The sequence below is a fragment of the Gilliamella sp. B3892 genome, from assembly GCF_026536305.1.
Classification (GTDB): domain Bacteria; phylum Pseudomonadota; class Gammaproteobacteria; order Enterobacterales; family Orbaceae; genus Gilliamella.
The window spans coordinates 498,504-517,113 of record NZ_JAFNOK010000001.1; the positions used below are offsets into that span (position 1 = coordinate 498,504).

General features: G+C 36.8%; 15 protein-coding genes and 1 pseudogene. 4 read left to right on the forward strand and 12 right to left on the reverse strand.

Annotated elements, in window-relative coordinates:
• Window positions 1-66 precede the first annotated feature (66 nt).
• From fis to J3U74_RS02220, 5 genes are read right to left on the reverse strand one after another with little or no spacing between them, the layout of a single operon-like run.
• Complete coding sequence (fis, locus tag J3U74_RS02200; protein WP_034883623.1) at window positions 67-363, reverse strand: DNA-binding transcriptional regulator Fis; 297 nt, start codon at window positions 361-363, stop codon at window positions 67-69.
• A gap of 7 nt (window positions 364-370) precedes the next feature.
• The gene (dusB, locus tag J3U74_RS02205; RefSeq protein ID WP_267329819.1) at window positions 371-1,378 is read right to left on the reverse strand and encodes a tRNA dihydrouridine synthase DusB; all 1,008 of its coding nucleotides are present in this window, start codon (window positions 1,376-1,378) and stop codon (window positions 371-373) included.
• A gap of 36 nt (window positions 1,379-1,414) precedes the next feature.
• Window positions 1,415-2,281 (reverse strand): 50S ribosomal protein L11 methyltransferase, encoded by an 867-nt coding sequence (gene prmA, locus J3U74_RS02210; RefSeq protein ID WP_267329820.1) that lies wholly within the window; start codon window positions 2,279-2,281, stop codon window positions 1,415-1,417.
• Entirely contained in the window at window positions 2,256-3,707 is a 1,452-nt protein-coding gene (panF, locus tag J3U74_RS02215) for a sodium/pantothenate symporter (RefSeq protein ID WP_267329821.1), read from the reverse strand. The genes prmA and panF overlap by 26 nt, the downstream gene beginning before the upstream one ends.
• A gap of 7 nt (window positions 3,708-3,714) precedes the next feature.
• On the reverse strand, window positions 3,715-3,951 hold the full coding sequence (locus tag J3U74_RS02220; protein WP_220217751.1) for a YhdT family protein: 237 nt from the start codon (window positions 3,949-3,951) through the stop codon (window positions 3,715-3,717).
• A 177-nt stretch (window positions 3,952-4,128) separates the two neighbouring features.
• Here J3U74_RS02220 and ilvC point away from each other — a divergent pair, with 177 nt between their 5' ends.
• Window positions 4,129-5,607 (forward strand): ketol-acid reductoisomerase, encoded by a 1,479-nt coding sequence (gene ilvC / locus J3U74_RS02225; RefSeq protein WP_267329822.1) that lies wholly within the window; start codon window positions 4,129-4,131, stop codon window positions 5,605-5,607.
• A gap of 294 nt (window positions 5,608-5,901) precedes the next feature.
• Complete coding sequence (locus J3U74_RS02230) at window positions 5,902-6,483, forward strand: cell division protein ZapC (RefSeq protein WP_220217749.1); 582 nt, start codon at window positions 5,902-5,904, stop codon at window positions 6,481-6,483.
• A gap of 63 nt (window positions 6,484-6,546) precedes the next feature.
• On the opposite strand, the gene J3U74_RS02235 is transcribed toward J3U74_RS02230, so the two are convergent.
• From J3U74_RS02235 to greB, 3 genes are all read right to left on the reverse strand, one after another.
• Window positions 6,547-6,705, reverse strand: coding sequence for a hypothetical protein (locus J3U74_RS02235; protein ID WP_267329823.1), 159 nt, complete (start codon window positions 6,703-6,705; stop codon window positions 6,547-6,549).
• Between the two features lie 12 nt (window positions 6,706-6,717).
• Window positions 6,718-7,809, reverse strand: a complete 1,092-nt coding sequence (locus J3U74_RS02240; RefSeq protein ID WP_267329824.1) for a YcbX family protein — start codon at window positions 7,807-7,809, stop codon at window positions 6,718-6,720.
• Between the two features lie 156 nt (window positions 7,810-7,965).
• Window positions 7,966-8,448, reverse strand: a complete 483-nt coding sequence (gene greB / locus J3U74_RS02245; RefSeq protein WP_220217746.1) for a transcription elongation factor GreB — start codon at window positions 8,446-8,448, stop codon at window positions 7,966-7,968.
• Window positions 8,449-8,492: 44 nt separating this feature from the next.
• On the opposite strand from greB, the pseudogene J3U74_RS02250 reads away from it, so the two are divergent.
• A pseudogene (locus tag J3U74_RS02250) lies at window positions 8,493-10,661 on the forward strand (Tex family protein); the annotation flags it as partial.
• A 702-nt stretch (window positions 10,662-11,363) separates the two neighbouring features.
• Entirely contained in the window at window positions 11,364-12,833 is a 1,470-nt protein-coding gene (locus tag J3U74_RS02255) for a hypothetical protein (protein ID WP_267329826.1), read from the forward strand.
• 217 nt (window positions 12,834-13,050) lie between these two features.
• Here J3U74_RS02255 and J3U74_RS02260 read toward each other — a convergent pair whose 3' ends face one another.
• The 4 genes from J3U74_RS02260 to J3U74_RS02275 all read right to left on the reverse strand — a co-directional run bounded on the left by J3U74_RS02260 (window position 13,051) and on the right by J3U74_RS02275 (window position 18,605).
• Complete coding sequence (locus tag J3U74_RS02260) at window positions 13,051-13,920, reverse strand: YjjW family glycine radical enzyme activase (RefSeq protein WP_267329827.1); 870 nt, start codon at window positions 13,918-13,920, stop codon at window positions 13,051-13,053.
• Window positions 13,895-15,442 (reverse strand): YjjI family glycine radical enzyme, encoded by a 1,548-nt coding sequence (locus tag J3U74_RS02265; protein ID WP_416379793.1) that lies wholly within the window; start codon window positions 15,440-15,442, stop codon window positions 13,895-13,897. The genes J3U74_RS02260 and J3U74_RS02265 overlap by 26 nt, the downstream gene beginning before the upstream one ends.
• Window positions 15,443-15,586: 144 nt before the next feature.
• Entirely contained in the window at window positions 15,587-17,272 is a 1,686-nt protein-coding gene (ushA, locus tag J3U74_RS02270) for a bifunctional UDP-sugar hydrolase/5'-nucleotidase UshA (protein WP_267329829.1), read from the reverse strand.
• A 31-nt stretch (window positions 17,273-17,303) separates the two neighbouring features.
• Window positions 17,304-18,605, reverse strand: coding sequence for a pyrimidine-nucleoside phosphorylase (locus J3U74_RS02275; protein WP_267329830.1), 1,302 nt, complete (start codon window positions 18,603-18,605; stop codon window positions 17,304-17,306).
• Window positions 18,606-18,610: the final 5 nt, after the last annotated feature.

Sequence of the window (18,610 nt, forward strand, 5' to 3'; positions counted from 1 at the left end):
AAAAAAAGCGCCTTTTGACAGACGCTTTTAATTCATAGTTTAATTTCAATATGCTAAAAGTATCGACTAACTCATACCATATTGTTTTAATTTTTTACGTAAAGTACCACGGTTGATACCAAGCATATTGGCAGCTCGGGTTTGATTGCCACGTGTGTATTGCATAACCATATCAAGGAATGGGTGTTCAACTTCCGCTAGCACTAATTCATATAGATCAGTAGGATCTTCACCATTTAATTGAGATAAATAGTTTTTCAAAGCTTGTTTTACTGAATCTCGCAAAGGTTTTTGTGTTATTTGGTCTTGAGAGTTTACAGTTGTAAATTTAAGTGCTGCAGCTGTAACGCGTTGTTCTGACATAGTATTTTTAACTCTTTTGTTTGTTTCTAATTTGACTAAAAAATGCTTTTAGTGTAGCTACTTGCTCACTTGTATTGCTAAGTACACTAAATAAGCGCCTGAATTGATCGCTATCAGCATAATTCTTGGTATACCAATTTACATGCTTTCTGGCAATCCGTAATCCTTTGTATTCTCCGTAAAACTGATAAAGATCTTCAAGATGTGTTAATACAATCTGTTCTACTTCTTCAATCGTTTTATCTTTTTGTAACTGTCCATGTGTTAAATAGAATGCAATTTCTTCAAATATCCAAGGTCGCCCCTGTGCCGCTCGGCCGATCATTATAGCATCAGCTTGCGTATATTTAAAAACTTCTTTTGCTTGTTCGGGAGTACAAATATCACCATTAGCAATGACAGGAATCGTTACATTTTCTTTCACAGCTTTAATAGATTCATATTCTGCCACTCCATTGAACAAACAAGCACGTGTTCTGCCATGAATAGTAATAGCCTTTACGCCACAATCCTGGGCAATTTGTGCGATTTCAATGCAATTTCTATGATTTTTATCCCATCCAGTCCGAGTTTTTAAAGTTACTGGTACATCGACTGCACCAACAACTTTTTGCAAAATCGTTTTAATTAGTGCCGGATTCTGCATTAACGCAGAACCTGCTAATTTTTTATTTACTTTTTTAGCCGGGCACCCCATATTGATATCAATAAGTTGTGCGCCATGTTTGACATTAAATTCTGCTGCTCTTGCCATTTCGTCAGGATCTGAACCGACAATTTGAACAGCCCGTATCCCAACATCATCCGATGAAATCATGCGTAATGAAGATTTATCTGTATGCCAAACATCAGAATTTGCCAAAAACATTTCTGACACGGTCATGCCAGCACCAAATCGATAACACAAATTACGAAATGGTTTATCGCTGACTCCGGCCATTGGTGCGGCAATTAAATTATTCTTTAATGTCACATCACCAATACTTAGCAAATTAAAGCGGGCTATATTACGCATTTTTTTTCGAAGATAAAAGGGGATAATGTCAAATTTTTACTTTTTTTTACCAGTTATTCGGCACCACTCTTCTTGTTCAACAATCGGATCAAGTTCAAAGTGGGCTTGATAGTGGTCATAAACGCTTTGGGATTGTGATTCTAAAATACCAGATAAACCTAAATTTCCGCTTGATTTCACAAGCTTGCTAATATTTGGCTCCAATTCCTTGAGCGGTCCAGCTAAGATGTTAGCAACAACGACATCAGCTTGTAAATTGTCGGGTATATCTTTAGCTAAATAGAGCTCCAATTGCTCACTGACATTATTGCGCATTGCATTGTCACGGCTTGCTTGTATTGCTTGTGGATCAATGTCAATACCAATTACCCGTTTGGCGCCTAATTTGAGCGCTGCAATTGCTAAAATACCAGATCCACAGCCATAATCAATCACTATTTTATCGGTCAGATCTAAACTATCTAGCCAAGCTAAACATAACGCCGTAGTTGGATGTGTGCCGGTGCCAAAAGCTAAACCGGGATCGAGCATGACATTTACTGCATTAACATCGGGCACTTCGCGCCAACTAGGGCAAATCCATAAACGCTTGCCAAATTGCATTGGATGAAAGTTATCCATCCATTCACGTTCCCAATCTTTATCCTCTAGCTGTTCAATTTTATAGGAGAATTGCGCTAGATTTAACATTGCTTTTAACTCTTCAATATCTGTTTGCGCATCATATAAACCAACGACATCGGTATTTCCCCAAAGTTTGGTTTCACCGGGTAGCGGCTCAAATACCGGGGTATCATAAGTATCTTGAAACGTGACAGATACAGCCCCTGATTCTTCCAATTGTTCGCTAATGCTTTCTGCTAAGTCGTTTGTAGTATTAATTCTCAGTTGAATCCAAGGCATAATTTTTTCCTGTGTTACCAAATTTGTTGGCAATAATAAAGGTTATCAATCCAATTATTAAAGATGGCACAATTGGATGAAAAGAGTAAATTTTAATATCATAAGCCGCAAGTAGCGTATAACTTATTGCACCGGCAAACATTGAGCAAAGTGCACCGGTTGCGTTGGCTTTTTTCCAATACAGCCCTAAAACTAAAGGCCATAAAAATACGGCTTCAAGCCCACCAAACGCTAATAAATTTAGCCATATTATCATTTCTGGCGGTTTCCAAGCTGCTAAAATCAGTAGTCCGCCAAAAATAAATGTAATTGCAATTGAGATGCGAGTTAGCACCTTATCACTACAGTTGGTATTTGGTTTAAAACTTAAAAACAGATCTTTAATAATAACAGAAGATATTTGCAATAGTTGTGCATTAATAGTCGACATTATTGCTGCAAGCGGTGCAGCCAAAAAGATCCCTGCCGCAAGTGGCGGTAACACGTTGATGATCAATGTCGGTACAATTTGATCCGGAATGGTTAAATCACTAATAATTGCCCGCCCAAGCGCACCGGATAGATGCATGGTTAACATAATAATAGTGACCACAATTGTGCCGATAATAATACCTTGATGCACTGCTTTGCTATCTTTATATGCCATACAACGCACAGCGGTATGCGGTAAGCCAACTACACCAAAACAGACTAATACCCAAAACGAGGTCATAAAAGGGAAGTCCATAAAATGATTTGGACCTTCCGGCGTTAATAAGGCTGGATCAATTTCATATAAACGCTCAACAATAGCGGTGATACCCCCGCCAGCATAGATGATGGCTATCAACAGTAAAATAGCGCCAATAATCATCACTAAACCTTGAAAAGCATCGTTTAAGATACTGGCTCTAAATCCACCAAACGCCGTATAAATGACCGTACCTATGCCGAAAATTAATAATCCAATATCGTAGGGGATCCCAACTGAGGATTGAAGTAAGCGAGCTCCGCCGACAAATTGCACAGTCATTGCGCCAACAAATGCAACCACGAGTGTAATACTTGCAAACCAAACAATCATTTTGCATTTATAATGGGCATAGAGCATGTCACTTAACGTAATGGCATTATACTTACGCGCTAAAATAGCAAATTTTTTGCCCAATATACCAAGCGAAAGCAAGACCGTTGGCACTTGAATCATGGATAAAAGCACCCAGCCAAGACCATATTTATAAGCCGCACCAGGGCCGCCTATAAATGAACTGGCACTGATATAAGTGGCCGCTAGCGTCATGGCTAGCAAAAAACCGCCCATGGTTCGGTTACCAATAAAATAATCGGTAAATTGATTAACTTTTTTCCTTTTTGTGTAAGCATAAATTGAAAGTGCAAATACAAAAATAAGATAGATAACCAGAGGAAGAATAATATCTAAATGCATTGTTTAATCACTTAGTTTGTTCCAGAGAGATATTTTTAAATTGAGATTTTACAATAATAAAGCACAATAAAATAAAACCAACAGGTGCCAATATACACGATAATTCAAACCATAATGGCAGACCTAATAAGCCCATTTTATCCTTAACGCAGTAAGCGCCAACACTCCATGCAATAAGATAGAAAATAGTTAATAGCAATGAAAGTTTTGCTTCTTTATTTGCTTGCTTATAACGTGTATCCATATTTAAGTTTTGGCCTATTCATTTTGGGTGGCTTAGAGTAAAAGAAAGTATTTAACTTAGCAAGTATATTGCAACTTATGCAACATAATATTCTAAATATATCAATTTTCGCAATTATAAATTTACTATATAGTGTAAAAAAATCGATTACCTGTTATTCAACTCATGGAGAGTATAATGTCAAACTATTTTAATACCTTAAATTTACGTGAAAAATTAGATCAATTAGGTCAATGCCGTTTTATGGCTCGTGATGAATTTGCATCAGAAGCTGATTTTTTAAAAGGCAAAAAAATTGTTATTGTTGGTTGTGGTGCGCAAGGTCTGAATCAAGGGCTTAACATGCGTGATTCGGGATTAGACATCTCTTATGCTTTACGTAAAGAAGCAATTGCTGAAAAACGAGCATCTTGGAAAAAAGCGACCGAGAATGGTTTTAAAGTTGGCAGTTATGAAGAGTTAATCCCAACAGCTGATCTGGTTATCAATTTAACACCGGATAAACAACATTCAGCTGTGGTACAAGCGGTACAACTACTTATGAAACAAGGTGCCGCATTAGGCTATTCGCATGGTTTTAATATTGTCGAAGTGGGCGAAAAAATTCGTTCTGATATTACGGTTGTTATGGTGGCACCAAAATGCCCGGGAACTGAAGTCCGTGAAGAGTATAAACGTGGCTTTGGCGTACCAACTTTGATCGCTGTGCATCCGGAAAATGATCCAAAAGGTGAAGGTTTAGCGATCGCCAAAGCTTGGGCTGCGGCAACCGGTGGGCATCGTGCTGGTGTTTTACAATCTTCTTTTGTTGCTGAAGTTAAATCAGATCTAATGGGTGAACAAACCATACTTTGTGGAATGTTGCAAACCGGATCTTTACTTTGCTTTGATAAGCTTGTTGCTGAAGGTGTTGATCCAGCTTATGCATGTAAATTATTACAATTTGGCTGGGAAACAATAACTGAAGCATTAAAACAAGGTGGCATCACGCTAATGATGGATCGTTTATCTAATCCTGCTAAGTTACGTGCCAATGTCTTGGCTAAAGAATTAAAAATTGTAATGACCGATCTTTATCGTAAACATATGGATGATATTATTTCAGGCGAATTTTCATCAACTATGATGAAAGACTGGGCTAATGATGATGCAAATCTATTAAAATGGCGTAAAGAAACTGGGGAAACCGCATTTGAAAAAGCCGCTGAATATCAAGGTAAAATTGATGAACAAGCTTATTTTGATCAAGGTGTTGTTATGGTCGCAATGGTTAAGGCTGGTGTAGAACTTGCTTTTGAAACTATGCTTGAATCCGGTATCTTACCAGAATCGGCTTATTATGAATCATTACATGAGTTACCATTGATCGCAAATACCATTGCCCGTAAACGTTTATACGAAATGAATGTGGTAATCTCAGACACTGCTGAATATGGTAACTACCTATTTTCAAATGCAGCCGTGCCGTTATTGAAAGAAAAATTCATGCCACTTTTACAAGCTGGTGATTTAGGTAAAGCGATCCCGGAAGGCAGCGTAGATAATGCCTTATTACGTGATGTTAATGATGAGATTCGCAACCATCCAATTGAGATCATCGGGCGCAAATTACGTAGCTATATGACTGATATGAAACGTATTAATGTTGCAAGTTAATTAATTTACTTTTCACTGTATAAGGCGCTTAATGGCGCCTTTTTTATGTCTAAAAATGCTTGTCAAGAACTTTCAGAAAATATAGGTGTTTAAGTATAAAAAAGAATGATCTAAGTTGGATCCAAGATCCAATTTTAGATCCAACTTAGATCATTTGGATCCTGTTAAAATTTAATTAAAACTTTTATAAATTAAATAATTAAAATTTTTTTATTTTAATTTTATATTTATTTTTTTTAATATTTATGTTATCTTTTGCCTAATTTTAATGCAACTTAACAGGGAAACATGTCAATGAAAATGACTTTTCGACCAACAGATAGTTGGCGTTGGTTTTTTGATAGCGAATATGATAGCTTGATGCTTGAAGTTTCGTCAGATATGTTATTCCGTTCCTGCTATTCCAGTAAAATGTTGATACCCGACGTTTTTACTGAATTTTCGTTTTCGGTAGGTGATGCTACGGCTTATTATCTATTTTATGATAGTTGCCAATCTTTAGCTTTAAGTGACTCTCAAAAAATTGAATTATCAATCAATGCAATCGTAGCTTCAAATTTTTTAAAACCACAAATGCCTAAGAGTTGGTATTTTTCTCAGCAACCTATGCTGTATAATCCGAAAGTTGCTGATATTGTTGAAGTAAACTTGCAAGAATCAGGTCAGCGAGTATGTTTATTGGTTGTTGAAGCTGGTGAAAGCGCATCGCTTTGCATTATAGCGCAACCTACGTTCATTGCTATGAACAAAACCTTCTATTTTTCAGAAGCAATTAAGGTGATGAATGATAGATTAGCTTTAGCTAAGTCATTCATAAAAACAGAAAACGCCATAGCTTTGGATGATGAGCAGTTTAAATTAAAAGCTATTTCTTAATTAACCTAGTTTAAAATGGGTAGTTTACTACCCATTTACCCTCTAAAACTTATCTTTTATTGTTTAATACATGATAAAAGGATTTTTATCCGACGTTAGCTGTAAACCTATTTTTGCATCAATAAGACCTTGATCTGCTGCTTTTTGTAAATAATCCCTTCCAGCTTCCCACAAGTCTAAATGTTGAGTAAACATCCAACCGACTATGGATTGAGCATTCATATCATTATTTTTCTATTCTATAGTGATATCACCTTTTGGAACACAACTACAGGCTAAAATATGTTTATTTTGTTTAATCGCTGATTGAGTTAAAGGTTTTACATTCCCTTTTGTTAATAATACTGAGCAACGACCACATACACCAGCCCGACAAGAGTTAGGAATTGAAATATTATGTTGTTCAAGTTGTTCTAAAATTGTTTGCTGATTATTACCTTTAATTTTTTTATCTTGGAAAGTAATTGTACAAGGTTGATAGTCTTTTATTGATTCTTTAGGAAAGTTTTTAATATAGTTTTTAGCTGGTTGGCGTTCAAGTACCTCAATTTTATCACCAATCGATACAGTACCCTGATTTCGAGCAATCATATTCATACCAAAATCGATCTGCCCTTGATCATCAGATCGAAAATAACGCAAAGTATTAAGCGGCTCATTGTTGGCAAGCGGTTTAGCGGAATTGACATTGATCGTAGTTAACACACAGCGAGTGCAGGGCTTTACAATATCAAAAATCACTTCGCCAATTTTGATCGTTTTCCAGCCGTCTTCGGCAAAAGGTAGTGCGTCTTTGATAATGATATTTGCCCGAAATTGGCGAATATCTAATTTTTCCGGACACTGCTTTTGAAGATAATTAAAAGATGCTTCATTTAATAATAGATAAGGGTAGCCGTCAGCAAAACTTACTGGCACATCTTGATAGCGTTTGGTTCTGCGTGATAATTGTCGCCCAACCCAACGAAGTTGTACATCTTTGTGTAGCAATTGGCTAAAAAATTGATTTACACTAATTGGTGCTATATGTGAAGTGAAATGGTTACCCCAAACTTCTGTTGGTTCATTGCTTTTAGAAAATTCATCGAAATTAATCGTGATTGATTCATCGTACGGTGTTGAAACAACGATATTGTTATTAACAATAGCTGTTTTTAGTTTTAAAAGCTCAGGAAATTGTCTTGCAGTAATAAATGTTCCGTCAGGTTCACTAATCATCAATATACGATCGAAGTTAAATCCGCCCTCAACGGTCTCCGACTGGTTCATTGGTATACCAGATAACGATTTAATAGGATAGATAAATAGTTGACTGACAGCGCTCATAATAAATAAAGTGATGAGTAAAGATGATCTTAATTGTAAACCGAATTCATTTTAATTTATAGGCAGTAGGTAATACGTCTATGAATAATTGAATAACTAACTAGCAAGATCGTCTAAAACTTATCCCTAATTTTCATCGATTAAATGGTTAATATATTAAATTATTTGAGTATAGCTAATTTCTAAAATAAAAAAATAAGCTTTGCCATTAGGTGTCATTACTGATATTTCATCATCAACTTTATGACCAATTAACGCTCTGGCAACAGGACTATTAATTGAAATCCAATTTTTTTTAGGATCAAATTCATCGGCTCCCACAATACGGTAAATTTGCGTGTTACCCGATTCATCTTCCAACTTTACCCATGCACCAAAAAAGACTTTGCCTTCTTGTCTTGGATCCGGATCGACAATAGTCAATATCTCTAAACGCTTAGTTAAAAATCTTACTCGTCTGTCAATTTCACGTAATCGTCGTTTTCCATAAATATATTCGGCATTTTCGCTACGATCGCCTAGTGCTGCCGCATCAGAAACAGCTTGAGTAACACGCGGTCTTTCTTCTTTCCATAAATATTTCAATTCACGATCGAGTGCCAAGTAGCCCTCTCTTGTTATATAATTAGCTTTTTGCATAATAAGATTACATTCCGTTAATCGACAAAATAAATAGAGATACCATGATAAATAATCAAATAAGTCATATTATAGCGGGTGAACTGACTGTAAAACCAGAACAAGTTTTATCAGCCATTCAATTATTAGATGAGGGAAGCACTGTTCCTTTTATTGCACGTTATCGTAAAGAAGTAACCGGTGGGTTAGATGATACCCAATTACGTACTTTAGACAGTCGGTTAGGTTATTTGCGAGAGCTTGAAGATCGTAAACAAACAATATTAAAGTCAATTGATGAACAAGGAAAACTCACCCCAGAACTGAGTCAAAAAATTACCCAAACACTGAGTAAAACTGAACTTGAAGATCTTTATTTACCTTATAAGCCTAAACGCCGAACACGTGGGCAAATTGCAATTGAAGCAGGACTTGAACCTTTAGCAAATACTTTATGGGAAAATCCGTCACTTGATCCTGATAGTGAAGCGGTAAACTTTTTGAATACGGATAAAGGAATCGCTGACACAAAAGCGGCCTTAGACGGTGCTCGTTATATTCTTATGGAACGCTTTGCCGAAGATGCAGCGCTGCTTGCTAAAGTGCGGCATTATCTATGGAATAATGCACATTTGGTTTCACAAGTCGTCGCTGGTAAAGAAGAAGAAGGGGCAAAATTCCGTGACTATTTTGCCCAAAGTGAATTGATTTCAAAAGTGCCTTCTCATCGTGCTTTAGCGATGTTTAGAGGGCGTAATGAAGGCTTTTTACAACTTTCACTTAATGCCGATCCGCAATTTGAAGAAACGCCAAAAGAGAGCTACTGCGAACAAATTATTACTGAGCATTTAGGGATCCATTTCAATGATCAACCAGCAGATAAATGGCGTAAAGCTGTCATAAACTGGACATGGCGTATTAAAATTTTGATGCACATGGAAACAGAATTAATGACTACCTTACGTGAAAATGCTGAGGAAGAAGCTATCAATGTCTTTGCTGCCAATTTACATGATATGTTAATGGCGGCACCAGCGGGTATGAAAGTGACCATGGGTATGGATCCGGGACTGCGTACCGGGGTGAAAATTGCGGTTGTTGATGCAACCGGTAAATTAATTACCACTGAAACTATCTATCCTCATACCGGACAAGCGGATAAAGCCGCAATGGTTGTTGCAGCGCTCTGTATCAAATATCAAGTAGAATTAGTGGCAATAGGTAATGGTACTGCATCGCGCGAAACAGAACGCTTTTATCTTGATGTGCAAAAAAAATACCCTGAAGTCAAAGGGCAAAAAGTCATAGTCAGTGAAGCTGGCGCTTCGGTTTATTCTGCATCCGAACTTGCTGCGCAAGAGTTTCCTGATCTGGATGTATCGCTTCGTGGTGCAGTATCGATTGCTCGTCGTTTACAAGACCCACTTGCTGAACTGGTTAAAATTGATCCAAAATCTATCGGCGTAGGGCAGTATCAACATGATGTTAGTCAAACTCAATTAGCGAAAAAACTTGATGCAGTGGTCGAAGATTGTGTTAATGCTGTTGGGGTGAATTTGAATACGGCATCGGTTATGTTACTTGCACGTATTGCCGGATTAAATAAAGTCATTTCGCAAAATATTGTTCAATGGCGTGATGAAAATGGTCAATTTGACGATCGTAAACAGCTATTAAAAGTTTCCCGATTAGGTCCTAAAGCGTTTGAACAATGTGCCGGTTTCTTGCGAATTATGGACGGTAAGAATCCTCTTGATGCATCAGCTGTTCACCCTGAGGCCTACCCGGTGGTTGAGCGAATTTTAGAAAAAAACCATAAATCTTTAAAAGAGATTCTGGGCGATACTCATTACCTTAAATCTTTAAATGCTATTGATTATGTCGATGACCATTTTGGTGTACCGACCGTCACCGATATTATTAAAGAGCTTGATAAACCGGGTCGCGATCCACGACCTGAATTTAAGACAGCTCAGTTTGCCGATGATATTCAAACCATGGAAGATTTAAAAATTGGTATGATTATGGAAGGCGCTGTCACCAATGTCACAAACTTTGGTGCATTTGTTGATATTGGCGTACATCAAGACGGTTTAGTTCATATCTCGGCGCTATCGGATAAATTTGTTGATGATCCAAGAACAGTTGTCAAAGCCGGTGATATTGTTAAAGTGAAAGTGATTGAAGTCGATATTGCCCGCAAACGTATTGCTTTATCGATGCGACTTGATGATCCAACAGCGTCAAAATCTGAAGGGGTTAAACCTAAAATGAACAAATCGGCTAACAATACCAAAAGCGCACAATCTACGTCGATGACAAATAGTGCAATGGGTAATGCTTTTGCTGCGGCCTTTAGAAAAGGAAAATAAAGACGCTAAAATTTACTCTATAAAACCACAGGGCGGTATTAACCGCCTTATGGTTCAGCGTGAATTTGATAATATTTGAACAAAATTGCTAACTAACAATGTGATGATTAAAAATAAAGCCCGTTAAATAATCTTGTCTAGTTTATTGGCGGTTTTATTAACCAATATTTATATTAATCCAATAAAATTTGAATAAATCTCTATTTAACTATTCCATATTACTCATATTATTATATACTATAAAAAGTTGGTGATTTTAGTTAAACCAACTCAACCTAATCTTTTTTATTTAGCACGCCTTATTTTTGATATTCTTAAATTAGTTTTTTACAACACTGGAATATTACACTGTTTTAACACGACCTAACGGTTGTTGAAAATATTCAATAAAATCAAGCCTTTATATGGATGAAATTTAGCGAGTTTGTCATAGTTTAATTGCTTATAAGCTATTTTTAACAAATTATAAATGTAATCGGTAACAATTTTTATTAATCCCTTGAAAATTGTGTTGTTCACTAAAGCTTCAAGTCAATAATCTTATTCCAACTTACGGAGAAGTTTATGAGTAGAGGAATTAGCATGAATAGTGATATCTCTGTTTCGAAAAAATTTTATTCGATGCAATTAATATTAAATATTGCCGTCTGTTCTTTTTTAGTTTTTTTTTGCCATAGCTCTTTTGCGGGATTATCTGTTGCCGCCACTACTGAGCAATATATTCACGGTAATCCACCTGATGTGCTTCCTAGTGCTGATACAAAAGTTTTAAACGGAATTCAATTCCAACTACAAATTGACGGCCTTGATCCGGCGATTGTCTCACCGGGTGCTGATGATAAGATCTCTGTTGCCTACAGTAGTTCACCGAGTCTTTATTCATTTAGTATCGATACTTCAAAATTAAATGATAGTGATATCGATGATGTGGATGGCGATAAACTTGCTGCTGTCGATAGTTTTATCATACAAAATATCAATGCAGAATGGCGAGACCAAAATAATAATGTTATTCCTTCTGATTCCACCGCACCGCTGGGTAGTGATGTGTGCACTTCATCTACGGCTAATGCTAAATTATCGCTAAAAATAACAGTTCAATTTATTGCTAAAACCCAGTACGGTGATCCTAACCAGTCAGAACCAAGAGAAGTCTCTAAAACATTTCAAGTCAGTGCTGATGATGGTATCTGTTATATTAGGCCTGGTGTATTGGCTCTGATTATGCATAATGGATGGGATGAAGGGGATAACTATGCTCCTTATGGTGCTGATACGATAGATCTTGATGTTCCTTATAACGTAGACCAATTTACTATGCATAAAGGTTTTAAGGCCACCGCTAAAGATCAAAACGGCAATTACTTCCCAACATATGGTTTCCCGGATGCACGTTTTAGAATTGTGCCGGTAAATCCAATTTCAGATTATAGTTATACCTTGGTTAAAAATCCGAATAATTCACTAATTAGTACTTCTCGTGCTTCAAACGCTGATTCTAAAAGTGAATTTAAATTTACCGAAAATGTACCAGCTAAAGATGATAAATTTGTAATATTAGTTACCAATAATCGAACGTTAGCACAGTTTTATTACACTTTCTCTATAAAACATTGGTTATATTTTACAAATAACTTGGTGGGCAATTGGCAAAGCGCAAATACATATTGTCAAAATAATAATGATAGATTACCAATACGAGCTGAGTTATCAAATTCTCCTTTTGCTACCGTTCCAACAAATAATGATAACTATTATGTAAAAAATAATGGATATAAAAGAGCAATCGGTGAAGGATTATTGCCAGAATGGGGTAAAGTCTACTTTTATTCACCACTTGATTATATTGGGCGAGATATGATGTCTGGTGCGCCAAATTTAAGAAGTTTAATCAATTATGATTTCTACTTTACCAGTGAACCATCATCGGTAAAAGATGTTTTTGGTAATTATCGATATTACAGTGTAGGGATGGTAGAAGGTAATATTATTGTTGAACCAGATATAGCATATACCTTATGTGTTAAATATTAACGTTGATATACAATTAGCTATTTTTTAAAAAATCAAAACAGATATTAATGATTTATCTTAATCTTTGATTTTGCTGTTAATCAAATGAGCAGGTTTTCAACCTGCTCATTTTTATTTCAATAATCTCATGGGGTAAAAAATTTAAGCCATTATTTTGGAATTTTTATAATAAGTCTGTTAATGGTTTATTAGGCAAATACTCATTAAAAAAACGCTATTATGATAAATAAACCGCTGGCAAAACAATATTTTCTAGACCAAATTGTTTTAACTCCATAGCAAAATTTTCGATATGCTGTTTTGATGCGCTTTGCCATGTTTTGGCTACATCGCTAACACCATGATTATGAAATGCATTAATTCTAATTTTTATATTTGCATCGAACTGCTTTAAAAAATTGGCTAAATGTTTGGCATTGTCCTGTAAGTCGGTGTGTTTGGGAATGATAAGAAATCGAACTTCGTACAATTTATTGATTTTTGCAAGATATTCAATCGACTGTTTAACTCTTACATTATCTCTACCGGTTAAAGCAACATGTACTTGATTATCCCATGCTTTAAGATCAATCATGGCGCCGTCCATGACATTGGCTATTTTTTGCCAGCCCAGTTGGGGAAGATAGCCATTACTGTCAACAAAACAGCTAAGGTGTTTTAAATCATTGGCTTGTTTAATCGCTGTGAAGAGCTTTTCAATAAAGGGTAATTGTAGCGTTGCTTCACCACCACTGAGGGTTATGCCATTTAAAAAGGGCAGATACTTGCGAATGATGATTAAAATCTCTTCAACACTGTAACGATAAGTCATCGGCGTTGAATGGTATAAACAAGTATTTATACAAGTATCGCATTGTTGGCAAGCGGAGCTTTGCCAGATAACTTTATTATTACTGAATGTTAGCGCTTGGTGTGGACATGCAGTCACACAATCGCCACAATCCCGACAAAATGATATGGTATAGGGATTGTGGCAATTTAAGCATTTAAAATTGCATCCTTGTAAAAATATAACTAATCGGTTTCCTGGCCCGTCAACACATGAAAAGGGTAAAAGTTTATTAACGATTGCCCATGACTTGTTCATGACTTATAACCCGTGGTGTGCGGCATAAATAACTGTTATTTACTGTATCTTGTGCAGCCTCGCTACCTAAAAACGTGGTATTGATACGGGAACCTTCTTCTTTATATTTTTTAATATCAGATAATCTCACCATGTAGCCTGTTACCCGAACAAGATCGTTACCACTGATATTGGCAGTAAATTCACGAAAACCAAACTTAAATGCTGCTTTACAAATCTGTAATAACGCTGAAGGATTATTTTTAATCGTTTCGTCGATCGTTAAAATATCACTAATGCCAGAGGTATAGTAATGGTGATGTTTAAAAAGCGCCATGATATGAGTAACCGGATCTGGCTCATGGCCATAAGGAATACGTAATCCCGGTGTGGCGCCCCTATCAGTACTAATACCGGATTGGGCATGGAGCATCGCTTTGCCTTTCCATGCGTATTTAATATCATGAGTCTCGACAAAATCAGCAAGCTGTTTTGAAACTGTGGTCGCTAATTCATTGGCATCTTCATCCTGACCATAGCGACCGCTAAGGCCCGATTTTTCCTGAAGAATATTAACTGCTTCTGCCATGGCGTAAATGCCAAACATTGGCGCAAATCGGTTAGCATCAATCAGTCCTTCTTTGATTAAGAAACTATTTTGAAAGAAGTTCGATTTTTCAAACAAAAATGCTGAACGGGCTTTGATTAAGTTTAGCTGTAATTGGCAGTACAAAGGTAAACTATTTTGTAAAAAGTCCTCAATATTTTTACTGCGTTGCGCAACTTCTTTTAAGTTAATTCTTGAAAGGGTACTGCCCCCTCCGGCAATTGGTAGAGAGTTATAACAGCTGACAACGCCATAGCCTTTCTCATCAAAATCTTTTTTGATCATCTTATTATTGGCTATATGTGGTTTAGCCGTTTCACAAATGTTTTCAATCGCAACGGATAATAATGCTTCCGGCGTGATATCTTCGTCATAAATAAAAGTTAAATTAGGCGCAACTTGTTTAAGTTCTCGATCAATTCTTAAGATCAAACGGCAGATGATATTATCATAAGGACCAATATTTGCATGCATAAAGGCATCGGGCAAATTACGATCTAACATTATCCAGAAATGTCTTAATCGCTGATAAAGTTCATCTTCGGTTAAATCACCCACATAAGGGAGTAATACTTGATCTAAACAACCCAGATAAACGGGCATACCGGTGACAGACGGTACATGATGATAAGCAATGGTCAGCATATTTATTGCATCATCAAAGTTTTTGGCCGGCTCAAGTTCTAAATACTCAGACCCTTGTTTAAGAAATTTTGCATAATCCGGCAGGACATAACGAGGTTTGTAAGGCGCATGGCCTTCGTACATATCACAGATTATTCGTTCGTTTAATGCTGTTTGCGTCTGACTATCAAGATTGACATAAGGTAAATTATTTTCCGCCGCTAATGCCAGTAAATTGGCTTTTTGTTTAGGTGATAAATTGGGGTCGGTGACAATATCATAACAGTTTTGTTGAAATTCATTCATTTGCATAATTACCTCAGTGCACAAAGCAAGTATATTAAAATCTTGTTAATGTTCAATCCTTGATAGCAATCAGCCATGTTAGTTATTGGGTAAAATCAACCAACAACCTATCTACAAGTTTGACTATCAAGGATTGTTAAATCTAAAAATTTATTTATCAATAATAAATTGTGTTGGCTCGTAATCGGCTGCATTAATTGGCGAATGTTCTTCAAAATATTGACGCACCGCATCAGCCTCACGATAACCGGTATCAACAAACGTTGGTAGTTTATTCATGATCGGATAACCATCACCACCTGCTGCTAGAAAATCTAATGTTGCAACCCGATACATTTTCTGCAAGTCAATCGGCTCATTATTGATTTTTACCTCTTCTATATTATTGCCTGAACGCGTTAAGGTAATATTTTTTAAGTGGGTAAAACCGCCTGATCCCTGTTTTTTGCTCAACGCCACTTTCAAGTAATCAATTAATTCACTTCCTGTTAGTTCGAAATAGACCACACTATTACCAAACGGCTCAACTTTCAAGATATCACGATAAGTTATGTCACCTTCAATGAGTGAATCACGAATCATACCGCCAGCCATAATGCCAACATCAGCATGTGTTTTTTCAATAAAAGCGCTAAGTAATAACTGTCCTAGATTGCTTTGTTGATATCGAACCACACTGCGCTCGCCTTCGAGTCGACCAATTAACTCGCCACTTTTAACTAATAACTGTTGTTTACCTTGTTCTTGATAAGGTTTTAGTTTTTCAAATAGCTGTTCATCTTGCGCTATCTGCTTAGTATAGTACTCAAGCTTTTTCGTGTCGTTGCCATTATCGACTTCTTTTTTTAAATTAATTGGTATGAGTTGATAATTTTGTAATGTAATTTTGCCGTTTAAAAAGACAAAATCTGCTCGGCCGACATATCTACCCCACTCATGCGCTTGCACAATCCATGTACCATTTTGTTGATCCGGTGAACATGGTGTGCCCGGAACATATTCGGTAATACGTTTATTGCTACTTGCCATACAAACAGGATTTTGAGAATGTCCGCCAACAATCATATCAAGATCGCCGGTTTCTAAGCCTCTGGCTAATTCAACATCACCCGGAGCCATTGTGCCGTGTTCACCATTTTCAAAGTGTCCCATATGGGTTACGGCAATAATCATATCCGGCCGTTCAGTTTTTTTGATCTGAGCGATAATTTTTTGCGCCTCGGGTAACGTTTGGCGAAATTCAACACCGTCGGTATTTTTAGGAGACGCTAAGTAAATCGTATCATCAGTGGTTAAACCAAAAACTGCCACTTTAATACCATTTAAGTCAAACATTTTATAGGCATCAAACACACGATTGTTTGTGCCTTTAAAGTAAGTATTGGCTGATAAAAAAGGGAAATGTGCCCATTTTTGTTGCTCACGAATAATCGATAAAGGGTGATCAAATTCATGATTACCCACTGCCATGGCATCATAACCAATTTCATTCATGCCAATAAAATCAGGTTTAGCTTGAAGCACATCTGATTCAGGAACACCAGTATTAATGTCACCACCGGATAGCAGCAATAACTTGCCCCCTTTGGTGGTTACCTCTTTTCGAATTTCATCCACTACTGTTTTTTGAGCAGCAAGCCCATATTCGCCAATATCATTTTGCCAAAAACGACCATGGTGATCGTTAGTATGCAAAATTGTAAACGAGTAAGGCTTGTTTTTTTCCCAAGTAGGGGCGATTGATTGTTTGGTTGCTACAGCTGCAATCGCATTGACTGAAAAAAGCCCTAAGATAAACAGTAGTGATAATTTTTTATTTAATTTTAAACCATTCATGGTAGTGTTCCTAAATCCTTTTATAAAATGATTATTCAGTTATTATTTTATAAATTAATTGTGGTTCTTTAGCGCTATCACTGATTGTAATGTTGTCATACAATTTTTGTTTAATTGCATCAAGTTCATCTGTGTTAGCGTGGATAGTGAGTAACGCCTCGCCTTGTTCAACTTTATCTCCCACTTTTTTATGTAACACAATGCCAACAGCAGGATCGATAACATCATCCTTAGTGGCACGTCCGGCACCTAATTGCATAGCTGCAATACCGATTTGATCGGCAATAATACGTGAAACATACCCGGATTTTAGTGCCGGTAAAGCAATTTGGTATGGTGCACTAGCTAATTTTTCAGGGTGATCAACCACAGAACTGTCGCCACCTTGTGCTTCAATCAAGGTTTTAAATTTTTCAATCGCTTGACCGTTTTGGATCACAGCTTGAAGTTTTTCTCTGGCTTCATCTAACGTTTTCGCTTTATCGGCAAGCACAACCATTTGACTACCTAGTGTTAACACTAACTCCGTTAAATCTGCTGGGCCTTGTCCTTTTAAGGTATCAATTGCTTCTTTAACTTCTAAAGCATTACCAATAGCAAATCCTAAAGGTTGTGACATATCGGAAATGATTGCCATAGTTCTACGACCAATTTGGTTACCGATGCTGACCATTTCACGGGCTAATTTTTCTGAATCCTCCATGCTCTTCATAAGTGCGCCGTCACCGGTTTTAACATCTAGCACAATGGCATCAGCGCCTGCGGCTAGTTTTTTACTCATAATGGAGCTGGCAATGAGTGGAATAGAGTTAACAGTTGCTGTCACATCACGTAATGAATAAAGCTTTTTATCTGCTGGAGTTAAGTTACCTGATTGTCCAATAACAGCTACACCTTTTTCATTAACTTGATTAATAAATTCTTGTTTACCTAATTCAATTTGGAATCCTGCAATCGATTCAAATTTATCATTTGTACCGCCGGTATGACCAAGGCCTCGTCCCGACATTTTCGCTACCGGTACACCTAATGCAGCAACTAATGGGGCAAGTACTAAAGTGGTAGTATCGCCAACGCCTCCAGTTGAATGTTTATCAACTTTGATACCTTTGATTGAAGATAGATCAACAGTTTCACCAGAATACATCATTGCACTGGTAAGGTCTGCACACTCTTTTGATGTCATACCTTGATAGTAGATAGCCATAAGTAAGGCACTGACTTGATAATCGGGAATGGTACCGTTGGTATAATTGGTGATGAAAAATTGGATCTCTTCAGTAGTAAGAGGGTTACCATCACGTTTTTTTTCAATAATATCTACAAATCTCATTAATA

Coding starts and splice junctions, on each gene's coding strand:
- J3U74_RS02230 (WP_220217749.1), top strand. CDS start 5,902: ATGAAAATGACTTTTCGACCAACAGATAGTTGGCGTTGGTTTTTTGAT.
- panF (WP_267329821.1), bottom strand. CDS start 3,707: ATGCATTTAGATATTATTCTTCCTCTGGTTATCTATCTTATTTTTGTA.
- J3U74_RS02265 (WP_416379793.1), bottom strand. CDS start 15,442: ATGCAAATGAATGAATTTCAACAAAACTGTTATGATATTGTCACCGAC.
- J3U74_RS02220 (WP_220217751.1), bottom strand. CDS start 3,951: ATGGATACACGTTATAAGCAAGCAAATAAAGAAGCAAAACTTTCATTG.
- J3U74_RS02260 (WP_267329827.1), bottom strand. CDS start 13,920: ATGAACAAGTCATGGGCAATCGTTAATAAACTTTTACCCTTTTCATGT.
- J3U74_RS02235 (WP_267329823.1), bottom strand. CDS start 6,705: ATGAATGCTCAATCCATAGTCGGTTGGATGTTTACTCAACATTTAGAC.
- ilvC (WP_267329822.1), top strand. CDS start 4,129: ATGTCAAACTATTTTAATACCTTAAATTTACGTGAAAAATTAGATCAA.
- J3U74_RS02255 (WP_267329826.1), top strand. CDS start 11,364: ATGAGTAGAGGAATTAGCATGAATAGTGATATCTCTGTTTCGAAAAAA.
- J3U74_RS02240 (WP_267329824.1), bottom strand. CDS start 7,809: ATGAGCGCTGTCAGTCAACTATTTATCTATCCTATTAAATCGTTATCT.
- J3U74_RS02275 (WP_267329830.1), bottom strand. CDS start 18,605: ATGAGATTTGTAGATATTATTGAAAAAAAACGTGATGGTAACCCTCTT.
- greB (WP_220217746.1), bottom strand. CDS start 8,448: ATGCAAAAAGCTAATTATATAACAAGAGAGGGCTACTTGGCACTCGAT.
- ushA (WP_267329829.1), bottom strand. CDS start 17,272: ATGAATGGTTTAAAATTAAATAAAAAATTATCACTACTGTTTATCTTA.
- dusB (WP_267329819.1), bottom strand. CDS start 1,378: ATGCGTAATATAGCCCGCTTTAATTTGCTAAGTATTGGTGATGTGACA.
- prmA (WP_267329820.1), bottom strand. CDS start 2,281: ATGCCTTGGATTCAACTGAGAATTAATACTACAAACGACTTAGCAGAA.
- fis (WP_034883623.1), bottom strand. CDS start 363: ATGTCAGAACAACGCGTTACAGCTGCAGCACTTAAATTTACAACTGTA.